At 66.6% G+C, this 15,242-nt stretch carries 12 protein-coding genes; 10 read left to right on the top strand and 2 right to left on the bottom strand.

The genetic code is table 11. From position 1 onward, the window contains the following. Positions 1-34 precede the first annotated feature (34 nt). Positions 35-1,069 carry a TRAP transporter substrate-binding protein gene (locus tag R2601_RS12455; RefSeq protein WP_040544671.1) on the bottom strand — a complete coding sequence of 345 codons (1,035 nt, stop codon included), beginning with the start codon at positions 1,067-1,069 and terminating at the stop codon, positions 35-37. Positions 1,070-1,396: 327 nt separating this feature from the next. Between R2601_RS12455 and R2601_RS12460 the strand changes: the two genes are divergently transcribed. Next, on the top strand, positions 1,397-2,860 hold the full coding sequence (locus R2601_RS12460; protein WP_007798882.1) for a DUF2252 domain-containing protein: 1,464 nt from the start codon (positions 1,397-1,399) through the stop codon (positions 2,858-2,860). 61 nt (positions 2,861-2,921) lie between these two features. On the opposite strand, the gene R2601_RS12465 is transcribed toward R2601_RS12460, so the two are convergent. Next, positions 2,922-3,950, bottom strand: a complete 1,029-nt coding sequence (locus R2601_RS12465) for a LysR family transcriptional regulator (RefSeq protein ID WP_007798884.1) — start codon at positions 3,948-3,950, stop codon at positions 2,922-2,924. A gap of 110 nt (positions 3,951-4,060) precedes the next feature. Between R2601_RS12465 and R2601_RS12470 the strand changes: the two genes are divergently transcribed. The 9 genes from R2601_RS12470 to R2601_RS25495 all read left to right on the top strand — a co-directional run bounded on the left by R2601_RS12470 (position 4,061) and on the right by R2601_RS25495 (position 15,221). After that, positions 4,061-4,927, top strand: coding sequence for an ABC transporter permease (locus R2601_RS12470; RefSeq protein WP_007798886.1), 867 nt, complete (start codon positions 4,061-4,063; stop codon positions 4,925-4,927). Then, positions 4,927-5,712, top strand: a complete 786-nt coding sequence (locus tag R2601_RS12475; RefSeq protein WP_007798888.1) for an ABC transporter permease — start codon at positions 4,927-4,929, stop codon at positions 5,710-5,712. The genes R2601_RS12470 and R2601_RS12475 overlap by 1 nt, the downstream gene beginning before the upstream one ends. Before the next feature lie 46 nt (positions 5,713-5,758). Beyond that, positions 5,759-6,895 carry an extracellular solute-binding protein gene (locus R2601_RS12480; protein ID WP_040545347.1) on the top strand — a complete coding sequence of 379 codons (1,137 nt, stop codon included), beginning with the start codon at positions 5,759-5,761 and terminating at the stop codon, positions 6,893-6,895. 65 nt (positions 6,896-6,960) lie between these two features. Beyond that, positions 6,961-8,046 (top strand): ABC transporter ATP-binding protein, encoded by a 1,086-nt coding sequence (locus tag R2601_RS12485; protein ID WP_007798892.1) that lies wholly within the window; start codon positions 6,961-6,963, stop codon positions 8,044-8,046. Beyond that, complete coding sequence (locus R2601_RS12490; RefSeq protein WP_007798894.1) at positions 8,043-9,380, top strand: aminotransferase family protein; 1,338 nt, start codon at positions 8,043-8,045, stop codon at positions 9,378-9,380. The genes R2601_RS12485 and R2601_RS12490 overlap by 4 nt, the downstream gene beginning before the upstream one ends. Further along, positions 9,381-10,307: a 3,5-dioxohexanoate:acetyl-CoA acetone transferase gene (gene kce / locus R2601_RS12495; RefSeq protein ID WP_007798896.1), complete on the top strand. Its 927-nt coding sequence runs from the start codon at positions 9,381-9,383 to the stop codon at positions 10,305-10,307. Next, positions 10,304-10,783 (top strand): GNAT family N-acetyltransferase, encoded by a 480-nt coding sequence (locus tag R2601_RS12500; protein ID WP_007798898.1) that lies wholly within the window; start codon positions 10,304-10,306, stop codon positions 10,781-10,783. Before kce ends, R2601_RS12500 begins: the two co-directional genes overlap by 4 nt. Continuing rightward, positions 10,780-11,802, top strand: a complete 1,023-nt coding sequence (locus R2601_RS12505) for a histone deacetylase family protein (protein ID WP_007798900.1) — start codon at positions 10,780-10,782, stop codon at positions 11,800-11,802. Before R2601_RS12500 ends, R2601_RS12505 begins: the two co-directional genes overlap by 4 nt. A 257-nt stretch (positions 11,803-12,059) precedes the next feature. After that, complete coding sequence (locus tag R2601_RS25495; RefSeq protein WP_007798902.1) at positions 12,060-15,221, top strand: FG-GAP-like repeat-containing protein; 3,162 nt, start codon at positions 12,060-12,062, stop codon at positions 15,219-15,221. Positions 15,222-15,242 lie beyond the last annotated feature (21 nt).

Here is a 15,242-nt window from a genome sequence, read left to right on the forward strand (position 1 = left end):
GCCCCTCCCGCGATCTGTTCGGTCGGCGGACGGCTCAGCGCGCGGCGGCAGCCTCTGCCACGGCGGCGCGGGCGCCTTCGACAAGCGCTTCGCCGTCAATGCCCTTCGCGGTCACCTCGTCGATCCATTGCTGGACGACTTTCTCGCTGACCGCGTCGAACTTGGCGCCTTCCTCCTCGGAGAGGACGATGCGTTCGACCCCGGCCGCTTCGAGCGCGGCGATGCCCGGCTCTTCGAAGCCTTCCCACAGCGCGCCGATCTCGGCGGCGACATTCATGCCGGAATTGGCGTCGATGACGCCGCGCAGATCCTCGGGCAGGTCATCGTAGATGTCCTGGTTCATCGCCAGCATGAACACCGACGTGCCGAAGCGGTCGCCGTCGGGCAGCTCGGTGGTGGATTTGTCGAGCTCCTGCAGGCTCAGCGCCGGCACGATCTCGAACGGCGTCAGCGCGCCGTCGACCACGCCCTTGGCCATCGCCTCGGGCAGGGTCGGGACCGGCATCCCCACGGGCTCGGCACCCATGCCGCTGATCACCCATGCGCCGGTGCGGCTGGGGGTGCGCAGCTTGAGGCCCGCGGCATCCTCGAAGCTCCGGATCGGATCGCCGGCGGAGTGGATCAGGTTGCCGTCATGGCTGTGCATGAACAGGACCTTCACGTCGGTGAAATCCTCGGCAAGCATGTCCATCGAGGCGTTCAGCGCCATCGTGGTGTCGATCGCCGAGCCGGCATGCACCAGCGGCAGTTCGAACACCTCGCTGCGCGGGAAGACGCCCGGGGTATAGCCCAGCAGCGTCCAGACGATGTCGGCTGCGCCGTCGCGGACCTGGCCGTAAAGCTCGTTGGGCTTGCCACCCATCGCCATCGACGGCGCGATCTCGATCGCGATGCGGCCCTCGCTTTCGGTTTCGATCTTCTCGGCCCAGGGTTCGAGCATGTCCTTGTGGGCACTCGAGACCGGCGGCAGGAAGTGGTGCATGATCAGCGTCACATCCTGTGCGGTGGCAGCGGTGCCCATGGCAGCGGCAAGCGCGGTCGCGCTGATGAGTTTCGAGAATCTGGTCATCCATTCCTCCATCTGGATGGGTTCGCCCGTTTGAGGCGAATAGTATGTAGGCTTATTATAGCCCGCGAGCGTGTATGAGGGTCAACCTGAATTTTGCGTAGGTCAATGCCATATCCAACACAATGAATGTATTGGGTTTCCCGGTTCGTGACCGCTTTTGCTCGGGGATTGTCGCCCCCGAAGCGACGGATGGACCAGATGAAGGGGGCTGCCGAAACGTCTCCTGCTCGCTTGGCCCGGTCTTGCCGCGGGGCGTGGCACGAGCGTGCTTGTCTGGAACCGCGCGCGCTCTGTGCCGTTGTGAGGCATAGCCAAGGGAGCCTGACGATGAGCAAGACGACACAAGGCGCGACGCCCAAAAGCCAGAAAAAGACCGCGCCCGCGAAGGCGCGTGCGACCGCCGCCGAACAGGAAGAGGCGATCGCGCCGGTCAGCAATCTCGAGAGCAGGGTCGAGGCCTATCGCGAACTTTGCGGTGCTTTCGTCAAGTATCCCTGCGTGATGCGCCCTTCGGCGCTGACCGGGTTCGAGCGGCGCCGGCATGTGCGCGACACCATCGTCGAGGATCACGCGGTGCGTATCGACGAAAAGGCCGAAGGCGCGCGGGAGAAATTCGAGGAGCTGGCCGGGTCGCTCTACTCGTTCTTCCGGGGCACTTCGCTGCTGTTCCACCGTGACATGCTGGGCGAGGACGAGCGCATGCCGACGGTTCTGGCACTGGGCGATGTGCACCCGGAGAACTTCGGCATCATGCCGAACGCCGACAATGTGCCGATCTTCGGGGTGAACGATTTCGACGACGTGCTCTACGCGCCTTTCACATGGGATCTGAAACGTGGCGCGACGGGCTTTCTCATCGCCTCGGAAGAGATTGGCGGCCACAAGAAGAAGCTGCGCAAGAAGATCACCTGCGAGTTCCTGAAGGGGTATCGCGAGGGCATCGGCTTTTACGCCCGCCACGACAAGGAGGCGAGCCAGCAGATGCGCGCCGACAACAGCCCCAAGGTCGTGCGGCGGATGTTCAAGAAGGCCGCCAAGAGCCGCAAGGCATGGCTTTGGGATCGCTATCTGAACGAGACCGGCCGCGGCTTCCCCGCGAATGAAGAACTGACCCCGATCTCATCCCGGATCGACGAGTTTCAGGGCTATGTGAACGAGGTCGCCAAGCAGAACGGCATCGCGCCGCAGGGCCGCGCCGGTGAGCTCAGGGTCAAGGACGTGTGCATCCGGCACGGGCAGGGCACCGCCTCTCTCGGCCTGCCGCGCTATTACTGCCTGATCGAAGGGCCGAGCAAGGATGCCACCGACGACCTGATCGTCGAGTTCAAGCGCGCCCGCCGCTCAGCGCTGGAGGGGCTGGTGCCCGAGAACGACTTCTTCGCCGGGCGCGAGGGTGATCGCATCACGCATGGGCAAGCCGTGCATCTCGCCAACGGCGACGTGTTCTACGGCAGCGTCGAGATCGATGGCATGAGCTTCATGTCGCGCGAGCGCGCGCCGTTCCGCGACGACATCGACCTCGACGACCTGTCCGACAAGAGCTGGAAGCACTATGCCCATGCCTGCGGGCTGGCGCTGGCGCAGGCCCACGCCCGCTCGGACGATGCCGGCGAGCTCGACTACCGCATCGAGCCGCGCATCCTCGAGGCGATGGCGCCCGACGAGCTGTTCATGGACGACATCCTGTGCTTTGCGCGGTCGGCCGTAAAGCGGCTCAAGACCGATCACCGCTTCTACAAGCGCGATCTCGCGCTCGGCGCCTTCGACATGTCGCAGAAGCGCTACCGCTGAAGTCGCGTCGGCTTCCGGCGCAGACGGGCCGTGCTGGGGCGGGCCGCGATGGGGGTTGTCGTCAGGGCCAGTGCCGGTAGCTTGGCGGCAGCATCGCGCTGTCGTAGGTGCGCTCTTCGATCGGGATGCGCCCGATCATCTCGTCGAGCATCTTCAGCAGGATCTCCTCGGCGCGGTTCTTCACTGCGCGCGGGTTCCAGACCACGTGCACGTCGATGGGCGGCAGATCCTCGTAAGGCGGGGTCTGCCAGAGCTGGCCATCGGCCACGTCGCGCGCGGCGACGTGCACCGGCAGCGGCCCGATGCCGAGCCCGGCGATGATCATCCGCCGCACCTCCTCGAGATTGGATGACGTACCGGTGATGCGCTCGCCAAGCAGAGACTGCGCCCGCATCAGGGTCACCGGTTTCAGAACGTCCTGCAGGCGGTCCGTGTCGAAGCTCACCGTGGTGCAGCCGGCGAGATCGGCCTTGGTCAGCCCTTCGCGCCCGAACAGCGGGTGACGCGGGCCGCAGAACAGGCCGAAGAACTCACGGTAGAGACGGCGGTATTCCAGCCGCGGGCTGCGGTCGCGCACGAGGCAGACAGCGAAGGACGCGCGCTTGGCCGAGACCTCGGTCAGGGCGCTGGCGCTGGAGACCACGTTGATCGACAGGCTCGCCTCCGCGTGCGCCTCGTGGAAATCGGCCAGCAGGCGATCAAAAACCGGGCACACCACGTGGCTGGCCACCGCGATGGTCACATGACCGCGCACCGCGTCGGTCATCTCGCGCATGAGGGTCGAGAGGCGCAGGATCGAGCCGTTGATGTCAAGCGCCTCGCGATACAGCAGCTCTCCGGCTTCGGTCAGGGCGTATTTGCCGGGGCCGCGCTCGATGAGCTTGCGGCCGATCCGATCTTCCAGCCGTTTCAAGGCAGTAGAGACGGAGGGTTGGGTCAGGCGGAGGCGCTCGGCGGCATCGGTCACCGAGCGCGCCTCGGCCAAGACGACGAAGGTGCGCAGCAGATTCCAGTCGAGCTCACGGGTGATGCGGTCGGGATCGTAGGGAGATCCCGGGTCCGGGATGGGATCGCTATCATCGCCTACCATTGATGCCGCCTATATTCACAATTCTCATTATCTATTTGCTCAATGAAAATCACCTTCCCAAGGTGCCGTCAAATCCGAACTGCCTGACCGCAACCTTACGGGACATCCTCATGTCGATCGAAGCCCGAGAACGGCGCCAGCCCTGGATCCTTCTCTCACCGGCGCTCACCGCGATCACGCTGCTGCTCTTTGTGCCGCTGCTGTTCATCGTGGTCTACAGCTTCTGGCTGCGCACCGCGACGGGGGCGGACCAGTCGGGCTTCTTCCTCGACAACTGGCGCGAGGCGCTGAGCGATCCGTTCTACCGCGACATCCTGCTCTTCACCCTGAAGATCGCGGCGATCACCACGCTGGTCTGCGCCGTCATGGGCTACCCGGCGGCCTATTTCATCGCCCGTTCGCGCGGCAACAAGGCGGTGCTTCTTCTGCTGCTGATGCTGCCCTTCTGGATCAGTTACATCATCCGCACGATGAGCTGGATCAACATCCTCGGGGTCTCGGGCGCGCTCAACACCTTCCTGATCTGGACCGGGGTGATCTCGGAGCCGATCCAGATGCTCTACAACCAGACGACGGTGATCCTCGGGCTGGTGCATTTCCTGCTGCCTTTCATGATCCTCAACGTCTTCGTCAGCCTCGATGGCATCGACGTGACGCTCGAGGACGCCGCCACCTCGCTGGGCGCGACGCGCTGGGAGGCCTTCGTGCAGGTGACCCTGCCGTTGTCTCTGCCGGGCCTCGCCGCCGGTGGGCTGCTCTGCTTCGTGCTGGCGGCGGGCACCTACATCACGCCGCTGGTGCTGGGTGGGCCCACGGACGCGATGTTCGCCAACCTCGTTTACGAGGCGATCATCACTCAGCTCAACTGGCCGTTGGGCTCGGCGCTGAGCCTGATGCTGCTCGCGGTGCTGGGGCTCTTGGTGATGATCTACAACCGCTATCTGGGCATGGCGCAACTGATGAAGGGGCTGGGCTGATGGGATGGCACCTGATCCGCGGCTACGCGCTGCTCGTTTATGTGTTCATGTTCCTGCCGGTGGCCGTGGTGGTGCTGCTGAGCTTCAACGCCTCGCAGTTCGGCAGTTTCCCGATCACCGGCGTCTCGCTGCGCTGGTTCGGCGAGCTGGCGCAGAACGAAGCGATCCTGCGCGCCTTCCGCACCTCGATCATCCTCGGCCTGCTGACGGCGCTGATCTCGACCACGCTGGGGGTGCTCGCGAGCCTCGCGCTGGTGCGCTACCGGGTCCCGGGCGAGAACGTCATCTCGACACTGCTGATCGCGCCGATCCTCGTGCCCGAGGTGGTGCTGGCGGTGGCGCTGCTGCTGTTTCTCAACTTCCTCGGCGTGAACAAGAGCTTCGGCCTGCTGCTCTTCGGCCATGTCATCTTCACGCTGCCCTTCGTCATCCTCGTGGTGCAGGCGCGGCTGATGGCCATTCGTCGCGATGTCGAGGAGGCCGCCATGAGCCTCGGCGCCTCGCCGGTGCAGACCTTCTTCCAGATCACCCTGCCGCTGATGCTGCCGGCGGTTCTGGCCGGCGCGCTCTTCGCCTTCACCATCAGCTTCGACGACATCACCGGCACGCTGTTTTGGAAACCCGGCGGGGTCGAGACCGTGCCGACGCAGATCTTTGCCATGCTGCGCAACTCGATCTCTCCCGAGATCAATGCGCTGGGCACGGTGATGATCGTGATGACCGTGGGCCTGCCGCTTCTCGGCGCGGCGGCGGCGCGCATCCTTTCAAAGAAGAGCGGCACCTGAAGCCGCCTCGCCAACGAGACCCAACAAGGAGAGAGACATGACGAAGATCGACAACACCACCCGCTACGAACGCCTGCGCGAGCGCTACATGAACGGCGATATCGACCGCAGGTCGTTCCTCGGGCTGATCGGCGCGGCCGGCGCCGCCTACGGGCTGGTGACACCCTACCGCGCCTTGGCGCAGGACGTGACGCAGGTGCGCTTTGACGGCTGGGGCGGGGTGGTTTCCGAGGCGTTCCGCAAGCACGCCTTCGATCCCTATACCGCCAAGACCGGCATCGAGGTGGTCGACGGCACCTTCGGCGGCGGCGACGAGTATCTCAGCCGGGTCAAGGCGAGCCAGCCGGGCGAGTACAACATCGCCCACCTGTCGGGGGTGTTCGACTACGCGCGCTATGCCGGGCTGGGACTGACCTCGGAGCTCAACGAGGCCAACATCCCCAACCTCGAATACGTCATCAAGAAGCTGGTCGATGTCTACCGCCCGATCACCGACGGCAAGATCTCCTGCGTGCCCTACGATTACGGCACCACCGGCATTGCCTATAACCGCAAGTTCATCTCGGACGAAGAGATGCAGGAGAAGGGCGCCAAGGTCCTCATCGACGAGGCCTACAAGGGCAAGATCGCGGGCTGGGGCGACTGGCGCACGCGGATCTGGTTCGGCGCGCTGCAGACCGGGCAGGACCCGAACAACGCCTCCGACATGGACGCCGTCTGGGAGGCGATCCGCGCCCATCGCGACCTGTCGCTGAAATACTGGACCTCGGGCGCCGAGCTGATGTCGCTGCTGGCCGAGGAAGAGATCTATGTCACCGAGGGCTGGTCTGGCCGGATCTACGCGCTGCAGGAGCAGGGGCACGACATCGGCTACATGGATCCGCCCAACGGTTATGGCTGGCAGGAATGCCTCTTCGTGCTCAAGGGCTCGCCGATGGAGGCCTGCGAGGAACTGCTGAACTTCATGCTCGCCCCCGAGACTTCGATCGCCGTGGCCGAGGGCCAGAACTACCCGCCGGCGCTCGACCCTCAGAAGGTCGAACTCGGCGCCAAGATCCCGACGCTTCCGGCCTTCGATCCGACAGGGACGCTCGAGGGGCTGACCTTCGCCGATCCGACCTACTGGAATGGCCACGAGGCGGAGTGGTCGAAGACCTTCGGCCGCGTCCAGAAGGGCTACTGAGCCACCATGGCGGGGGCGAATGCCGCCCCCGCCAGCTTGATTTCTCCCACTCAGGACGTCTGCGCATGAGCTCCGTCACCCTCCAAAACGTCGTGAAGCGCTTTCACAAGTTCACCGCGGTGCATCAGGTCAATCTCGAGATCCCGGACGGCGCCTTCGTCACGCTGCTGGGGCCGTCGGGTTGCGGCAAGACCACGAACCTGCGGATGATCGCAGGGCTGCTCGATCCGACCGAGGGCGAGATCCTGATCGGCGGCACGCGGGTCAATGACGTGCCGATCCACAAGCGCAACCTCGGCATCGTGTTCCAGAACTACGCGTTGTTTCCGCACAAGACCGTGGCCGAGAACGTCGCCTTCGGTCTGAAATACCGCGACGTGCCCAAGGCCGAGATCCCGGCCCGGGTACAAGCCGCGCTGGAGCTGGTGCAGCTGCCGCATGTGGGCGAGCGCTACCCCAAGGAACTCTCCGGCGGCCAGCAACAGCGCATCGCGCTGGCACGGGCCATCGTCATCGAGCCCGACGTGCTGCTGCTCGACGAGCCGCTCTCGGCGCTCGACGCCAACCTGCGCGAGGACATGCGGGTCGAGCTCAAGCGCATCCAGGAACAGATCGGCGTGACCACCGTCTTCGTCACCCACGACCAGTCCGAGGCGCTCGCCATGTCGGACCAGATCGTGGTGATGAGCGCCGGCCGGATCGAGCAGATGGGCTCGCCCGAGGAGGTCTACAACAATCCCGCCTCCGAGTTCGTGGCGAACTTCCTCGGCGCGTCCAACATGTTGCCCGCCACTTGCACGGCGAACGGGCCCGAGGGCGCGACGCTCGACGTGGCACCGTTCGGCGCAGTGGCGATCCCGGCGCACAAGGCCGAGCGGCTGACCGGGCAGGGGCCCGCGCAACTCGTCCTGAGGGCCGAGAAGCTGCGTGTCCTGCACCCGGGCGAGACCGGGGAAACCATGCTCACCGCGCCGGCGACGGTCGAGGCAGTGGACTACCAGGGCCAGACCGTCCGCTACTTCCTGCGCCTCGGCGAGCGACAGCTTCAGGCGATCAACATGATCGACGACCGACCATTCGAACAAGGCGCCGAGGTGCGGATCGGCTTCCGCGCCAAGGATGCCTCGGCCCTTCCCACGGAGGCACAATGAGCCACCTCTTCTACCAGGGGCACGGGCGCAAAACCGTGCTCGACCAAGCCCGCGGCGTCTATATGTGGGACACCGACGGCAAGCGCTACCTCGACGGCTCCTCCGGCGCGATGGTCTGCAATATCGGCCACTCCAACGCCACCGTTCTAGCGGCGATGCGCGAGCAGATGGAGCGCGCGACCTTCGGCTACCGGCTGCATTTCGAGACCGAGGCCAGCGAGCGCCTTGCTGCCAAGACCGTCGAGAAAATGCCCGAAGGGCTGAGCCGCGTGTTCTTCGTCTCGGGCGGCTCCGAAGCGATCGAGAGCGCCATGAAGCTCGCCCGGCAATATGCTGTCGCCGTCGGGCAGGGCAGCCGCTGGAAAGTGATCTCGCGCAGCCCCTCCTATCATGGCTGCACGCTGGGCGCGCTGGCGGTCACCGGCTATCGCTCGCTGACCGAGCCCTTCGCGCCGATGATGCGCGAGCTGCCAAAGGTGCCGGCGCCGCGCGCCTATCTCGACGGGCTCGACCCGTCCGATCCCGCGACGGGGAAGCACTACGCCGACATGCTCGAGGCGCAGATCGAGGCCGAGGGGCCCGAGAGCGTGCTCGCTTTCCTGCTCGAGCCGGTGGGCGGCGCGTCGACCGGGGCACTGGTGCCGCCCGAGGGCTACATGCAGCGCATCCGCGAGATCTGTGACCGCTACGGCGTCTTGCTGATCATGGACGAGGTGATGACGGGCGCCGGGCGCACCGGTGCCTTTCTGGGCTGCGAACACTGGAACACAAGGCCCGACATCGTGGTGCTCTCGAAAGGTTTCGCGGCGGGCTACGCGCCTCTGGGCGGCATCGTGGCGCCGGAGTGGATCGTCGAGCCGGTGCTGGGGCAGGGCGGTTTCGCCCATGGCTTCACCTATGCCGGCAACCCGCTGGCCTGCGCTGCCGGGGCCGCGGTGCTGGACGAGATCGACCGGCAGGGCCTCGTGGCCAATGCCGCGGCGATGGGCGAGACCCTCCTCGCGCGTCTGCACGCGCTGGCCCAGAAGCACGAGATCATCGGCGATGTCCGGGGCAAGGGGCTGCTGACCGCCTTCGAGTTCATGGCCGACCCGGTCAGGAAGACGCCGCTGCCGAAAGAGCTGCGCGCCTTCGACCGCTTCGTGCAGATCGCCTATGACAACGGGCTGATCGTCTATTCCCGCCGCACCCGCGACGGCGTCGAGGGCGACCACATCCTCGTCTGCCCGCCGCTGATCGTGACCGAGACCCATCTCGACGAGATCGTCGCCGGGCTCGACCTGTCGTTGACGCAGTTCCGGGCCGAGCTGCCCGCTCTGGGCGAGGTGGTCTGAATGTCGAAGATCCTGATCACCTGCGCACTCACAGGCTCGATCCATACGCCGACCATGTCGCCGCACCTGCCGGTCACTGCCGACGAGATCGTCGAGCAGGGCGTGGCCGCCGCCGAGGCCGGGGCTGCAATCCTGCACCTGCACGCGCGCGACCCTGGAACCGGCAAACCGTCGGCAAGTCCGGAGCTTTTCAACGCCTTCCTGCCACGGCTGAAGCAGGGCACCGGCGCCGTGCTCAACCTCACCACCGGCGGCAGCGCGGTGATGACGCTCGAAGAGCGGCTGGCCGCGCCCAAGGCGGCGGAGCCAGAGATGTGTTCGCTCAACATGGGCTCGATGAACTTCGCACTCTACCCGATGGCGGCGCGGATCTCGGAGTGGGAGCACGACTGGGAGCAGCCGTTCCTCGAGAACTCCGACGACCTGATCTTCAAGAACACGCCCCGCGACATCGCCCATGTGCTGACCGAGATGGGCGAGAAGCGCGGCGCACGTTTCGAGTTCGAGTGCTACGACGTGGGCCACCTCTACATGCTGCGCCACTTCGTCGATCGCGGGCTGGTGAGCGGGCCGATCTTTTTGCAATTCGTCTTTGGCGTGCTGGGCGGGATTGGACCGGACCCCGAGAACCTCGACCACATGAAGCGTATCGCCGACAAGCTTTTCGGCGACAGCTACCAGTTCTCGGTGCTCGCCGCCGGGCGCCACCAGATGCCTCTGGCCACCATGGCCGCCGCCATGGGCGGGCACGTCCGGGTGGGGCTCGAGGACAGCCTCACCATCGCACGCGGCACGCTGGCCCGGTCCAATGCCGAGCAGGTCGCCAAGATCCGCCGGATCGTCGAAGAACTGGGCCGCGAGCCCGCCACCCCCGACGAGGCGCGCGCCATGCTGGGCCTCAAGGGCGCGGACAGGACGGCGATATGACCGTTCAGTTCGAGGTCGCGACCGAGGCCCAAGTGCCGCGCCTGCACGCGGCGCTGGCACGGCTCTCGCAGGATCTGGGCGATACCCATCGAGCTGGGGTGGACGAGCTGCGCCGTGCGGGCTTCGGCGCGCATCCGGCCTTTCGCGCCGTGCTCGCCAGCGAGGCGGGCGAGACGCTGGGCGTTGCGCTCTACTCGCCGAGCTTCTCGACCGCGCGCGGGGGCGTCGTGGTCTATGTCTCGGATCTCTGGGTCGATGCGCAGACCCGGGGCAGCGGGCTTGGCCCGCGCCTGCTGGCGGCGGTGCTGCGCGATGCGCAGGCGTGTTGGGGGGCGGGGCGGATGAAGCTCAACGTCTACCACGCCACGCCGCGCGCCCGCAGTTTCTACGAGCGTCTGGGCTTCACCCCGGCCGAGGGCCAGACCGAGATGCATCTTGATGAAACGGGCTGCGAGGCCCTGAAGGACACCCGATGAAAGCCTTTCTCGACGACCGCCAGTGGCACCACGATCCCAAGCATTTCATGGCCAACGGCAAGGTCTATCCCAGCCCCGAGGAACCGCGCCGGATCGAGGTGCTGAAAGCCGCCGCCGAAGACGCCGGCTGCGCCTTCGAGGCGCCCCGGGATGCCGGGCTCGGCCCCATCGCGGCGCTGCACTCGCCCGAGTACCTGACCTTCCTGCGCAACATCTACACCCGCTGGCAGCGCATTCCCGATGCCGGCCCCGAGGTGATCCCGAACATCCACCCGGCCAACCGTAGCGACGGCTATCCGAAATCCGCCATCGGGCAGGCCGGCTACCATCAGGCCGACACCGCCTGTCCGATCGCCGAGCACACCTTCGAGGCGGCCTACTGGTCGGCGCAGAGTGCCATCGCCGGGGCCGACCTGATCGCGGGCGGCGCGGGGGCGGCCTATGCGCTGTCGCGCCCGCCCGGGCACCACGCCTTCGGTGATCTCGCCGGCGGGTTCTGCTTTCTCAACAATGCCGGAATCGCCGCCGAGCGGCTGCGCGCGGCAGGTCTGCGGCCTGCGATCCTTGATGTGGACGTGCATCACGGCAACGGCACGCAGGGGATCTTCTACGGCCGCGATGACGTTCTGACCGTCTCGCTTCACGCCGATCCGGCGCGCTTCTACCCGTTCTTCTGGGGCCATGTGCAGGAGCGCGGCGAGGGGCGCGGCACCGGTTGCAACCTGAACCTGCCGTTGCCCCGGGGCACCGACGACGTGGCCTACCTCGCGGCGCTGGAGATCGCGCTCGAGCGGGTCGGGAGCTTCGGCACCGAGGTGCTGGTCGTGGCGCTGGGGCTTGATGCCTCGATCGACGACCCGTTCAAGGGCTTCGCCGTGACGCAGGACGGCTTTGCGCGCATCGGCGCGGCCATCGCCAAGGCCGGCCTGCCAACGCTCTTCGTGCAGGAGGGGGGCTATCTGAGCCCGTCGCTCGGGGCGAACCTGACACGGACCCTGACCGGCTTTCAGGGCGGCTGATCAGCCGATTTCAAGGAGGGCTCGGCGCAGCGCCTCGACGCGTCGCGCGGGGAGCGCTCGGGCGGGGCAGGTGCCATGCCCGCGCACATCGCCCCCGCGGGACGGCGCCCAGCAAGCGTCGCAGCCTTCGGATCTCGCTGGTTTCACATCGTGAGAATCGCCTTAAAGTGGTATTGTCCTCGCATTGAATTCACCATTTTTCTTTGCGAGGTGTTATGGTCCGGTCTTTTCACTTTCGTTTAGTGGCCTGTTTCTTAATGGCCTTTCCTGCGTCCGTTGCCGCCGATCTGGATCGTGATTGTCGTGACGAGCTGGTGGTGGGGCGTGACGCGGGAGACAATCACAGGTGGTTCGTCTTCGGAGATGATCCGTCCGGCTATGCACTCGAAACGCGTGGCGGCGACGGGTGGGGCATCGCACGCGAAGCGCTGTCGGTTGCGGTCGGCGACATCGACGGTGACGGGCGCGACGAGTTCGCTGTCGGGCGGGACGGCGCCGCTTCGCAGTCGGTGCGCGTGCTGCTTTTCGACGATGCCAATGCCGGCTTCGGGCAGATCGCCTCGCTGGGCAACGGCTGGGGCGCCGGACGCAGTGCGACCGCCATCGCCTTCGGCAATGTCGATGGCGATGCCGCGCTCGAGATGGCCGTGGGCCGGGACGCGCCGGACGGGATGCGGTTCGAGATCTACGATGACCGCGATGCCAATTTCGCCGTGCTCCACACCGGTGGCTCCAGCTGGGGGAGCGACCGCCGCGTGACCGCGCTTGCCTTCGGGGACGTCGATGGCGATGGCCGTGACGAGCTGGTCGTCGGGCGCTCGGGCGGGGCCGTGGCGCGGCCGCGCTGGATCGTGGTGGACGACGCCGCCGGCGGCTTCGCCGAGATGATCGCCGCGGGAGCCAGCTGGGGCGCCGGGCGCCGGGTAACCGCGCTCGCGACCGGTGACGTCGACGGCGACGGCTTCGACGAGATCGCCGTCGGGCGCGATGCCGGCGCCAATTTCCACTGGGGCGTCTTCGACGGGGCAGACGGCAATTTCGCGCTTCTCCAGAGCGGCGGAGACGGCTGGGGCACGACGCGTGAGACCACGGCACTGGCGCTCGGAGACCTTGATGGCGACGGCATGGATGAGCTGGTCGTGGGGCGCAACGGTGGCTCCGGTGTGCGCGTCCTGACCTTCGATGATGCGGCTGCGGGCTTTCGGATGCTGGAGGAACTGGCCTCCGGCTGGGGTGTCAGCCGCGGGGTGCGGGCCATCGCGGTGGGGGATCCCGACGGCGACTTCGTCGATGAGATCGCCGTCGGGCGCAACGGCGGCTCGGGGCCGCGCTGGTTCGTCTACGACGACCGCCTGCGCGGCTTCGAATTGCTGCAGGATGGTGGCGACGAATGGGGTGTCGGCCGTGCGGTCAACGCGCTGGCCTTCCGCGCGGCGCGACCGAGCGGCATGGACAGCGATGTCGACGGGCTGTTCGATGTCTGGGAGCAGGCCGGGATCGATATCGATTGCGACGGCGTGGCCGATTTCACCCCGCCGGGGGCCGATCCGGACCGCAAGAACGTTTATGTCGAGATGGACTTCATGACCAACCACGACCCGGACGACGATGCGGTCAACGACGTGATCGCGGCCTTCGCGACTGCACCTGTCAGCAATCCGGACGGCAGCACCGGCATCGATCTGGTGATCGATCAGGACGATCAGATCCCGGAGGTGCTCGACATCACCACGTGGGATGATGTCGACGACATCAGGGAGGCGAATTTCGGCACCGCGGCCGAACGGGCCGATCCCGATGCCGACAAGATCCTCGCGGCCAAGGCGCTGGTCTATCGCTACGCGCTCTACGCCCACGCCCGCGATGGCGGCAAGTCCTCGGGCCGGGCGAAGCGCGGCAATTTCGTCGTCTCGCTCGGTGACGGCTGGGGAAGGGATGCGAGCGGGCATAGCGTCGGCACGCGCCGGCAGCAGGCAGGCACCATCATGCACGAGCTTGGCCACACGCTCGGCCTTGGTCACGGCGGCGGTGACAATGTGAACTGCAAGCCGAACTATCTCAGCGTGATGAGCTATTCCTTCCAGACCCGGCACATCCCGAACCCCGGCGCGACCGGGCCAAGGCTCGACTATTCCGGTCTGGCGCTGCCGGATCTCGACGAGTCGGCGCTGAACGAGGGGCTGGGCATCCAGGACGGCACCGACAACACGATTTTCGGCACCGACGGCAGCACCAACGTCGTTGGCGCGGGCAGCGGCGCGATCGACTGGGACCAGTCGGGCGGTATCGACGCCGGCACCGTGCCTTCGGATATCAACTTCACCACCGCCAGTGCCTGCGCGGCCTCGCCGGGCGAGACGCTGCTGGGGTTCGATGACTGGCAGAACCTGTTCCTGCCGACCCGCTCGGCGCCCGGCCAGCCGCTCGACGAGGTGATGTTCCCGGAGGACGAGATGACCGCCGAGGACGCGGCCGCGATCGAAGCCTGCGCCACCGGCGAAGACAGCGCGCGCTGCACCATGCCGCCCTTCGAATACGCCGCCAAGTTCGTCTGCGGCGTGCAGGATGATCCGGAGACCCTGCGGCTCACGCGCGGGGTCTATGGCACGACGGTCAATGTCCACAACCCGTGGGACCGTGACGCGCTGTTCTACAAGAAGGTCGCGGTGGCCTATCCGCCGGCAGAACAGGCGGCGGGCGATATCCTGCAGATGGGCAAGGACCTGCTGCGCTACGACGAGGCGCTGAAGGTGGATTGCGAGGATATCCGCGAGAAGGCCTTCGGCGGGCGCTTCCCGACGCCCTATGTCGAGGGCTTCGTGGTGATCCAGAGCTTTGACAGCCTCGACGTCACCGGCGTCTACACCACCGCCGCGCTGATCGATGACGGCGCCGCCTGCTGTGGGCGTCAGGACCGGGAGGTCCGCAACACCGGCATGGAGATCGTGGAGATCGACGAGCGTCGCAAGCCGCGCCGACCCGACCCGGATCCCGATCCGGGCGCCCCCGACCTGCTGCCCGAACCTGTCTTTGCGCCGCCGCCCTCGGATGCGCCGGGCACCTTGCCGCAGAATTACTGCGGCGCGTTGCCGGCAGGCGTCCCGATCAGCACGCTGCAACTGCACCTGCGCATCCGCAACCAGGGCGACGCGGGGGCGGGTGCGTCGACCACGACGGTGCTCTTCAGCCCCTCGGCGCAGCTTGATCCGGTGGCGGGCACAGTCGATCTGGCGACCCCGGCGCTGGCGGCTGGCGCCGCCCATGAGCACGTGGTCGACATCCCCCGGCGCTGCTTCCCCGGTGGCGGCTCGGGCTGTTCCTTCCGCATCACCGCGGATGCGGCCCAGCCCGAGGATGTGGCGGAATCCGACGAGGGCAACAATATCGCGCAGAGCTTCTGCCCCGGCATCGCGCCATGATCGGGCTGATGGCGCGGGGCG

It is taken from the genome of Salipiger bermudensis HTCC2601 (assembly GCF_000153725.1).
In the GTDB taxonomy this organism is placed as follows: domain Bacteria; phylum Pseudomonadota; class Alphaproteobacteria; order Rhodobacterales; family Rhodobacteraceae; genus Salipiger; species Salipiger bermudensis.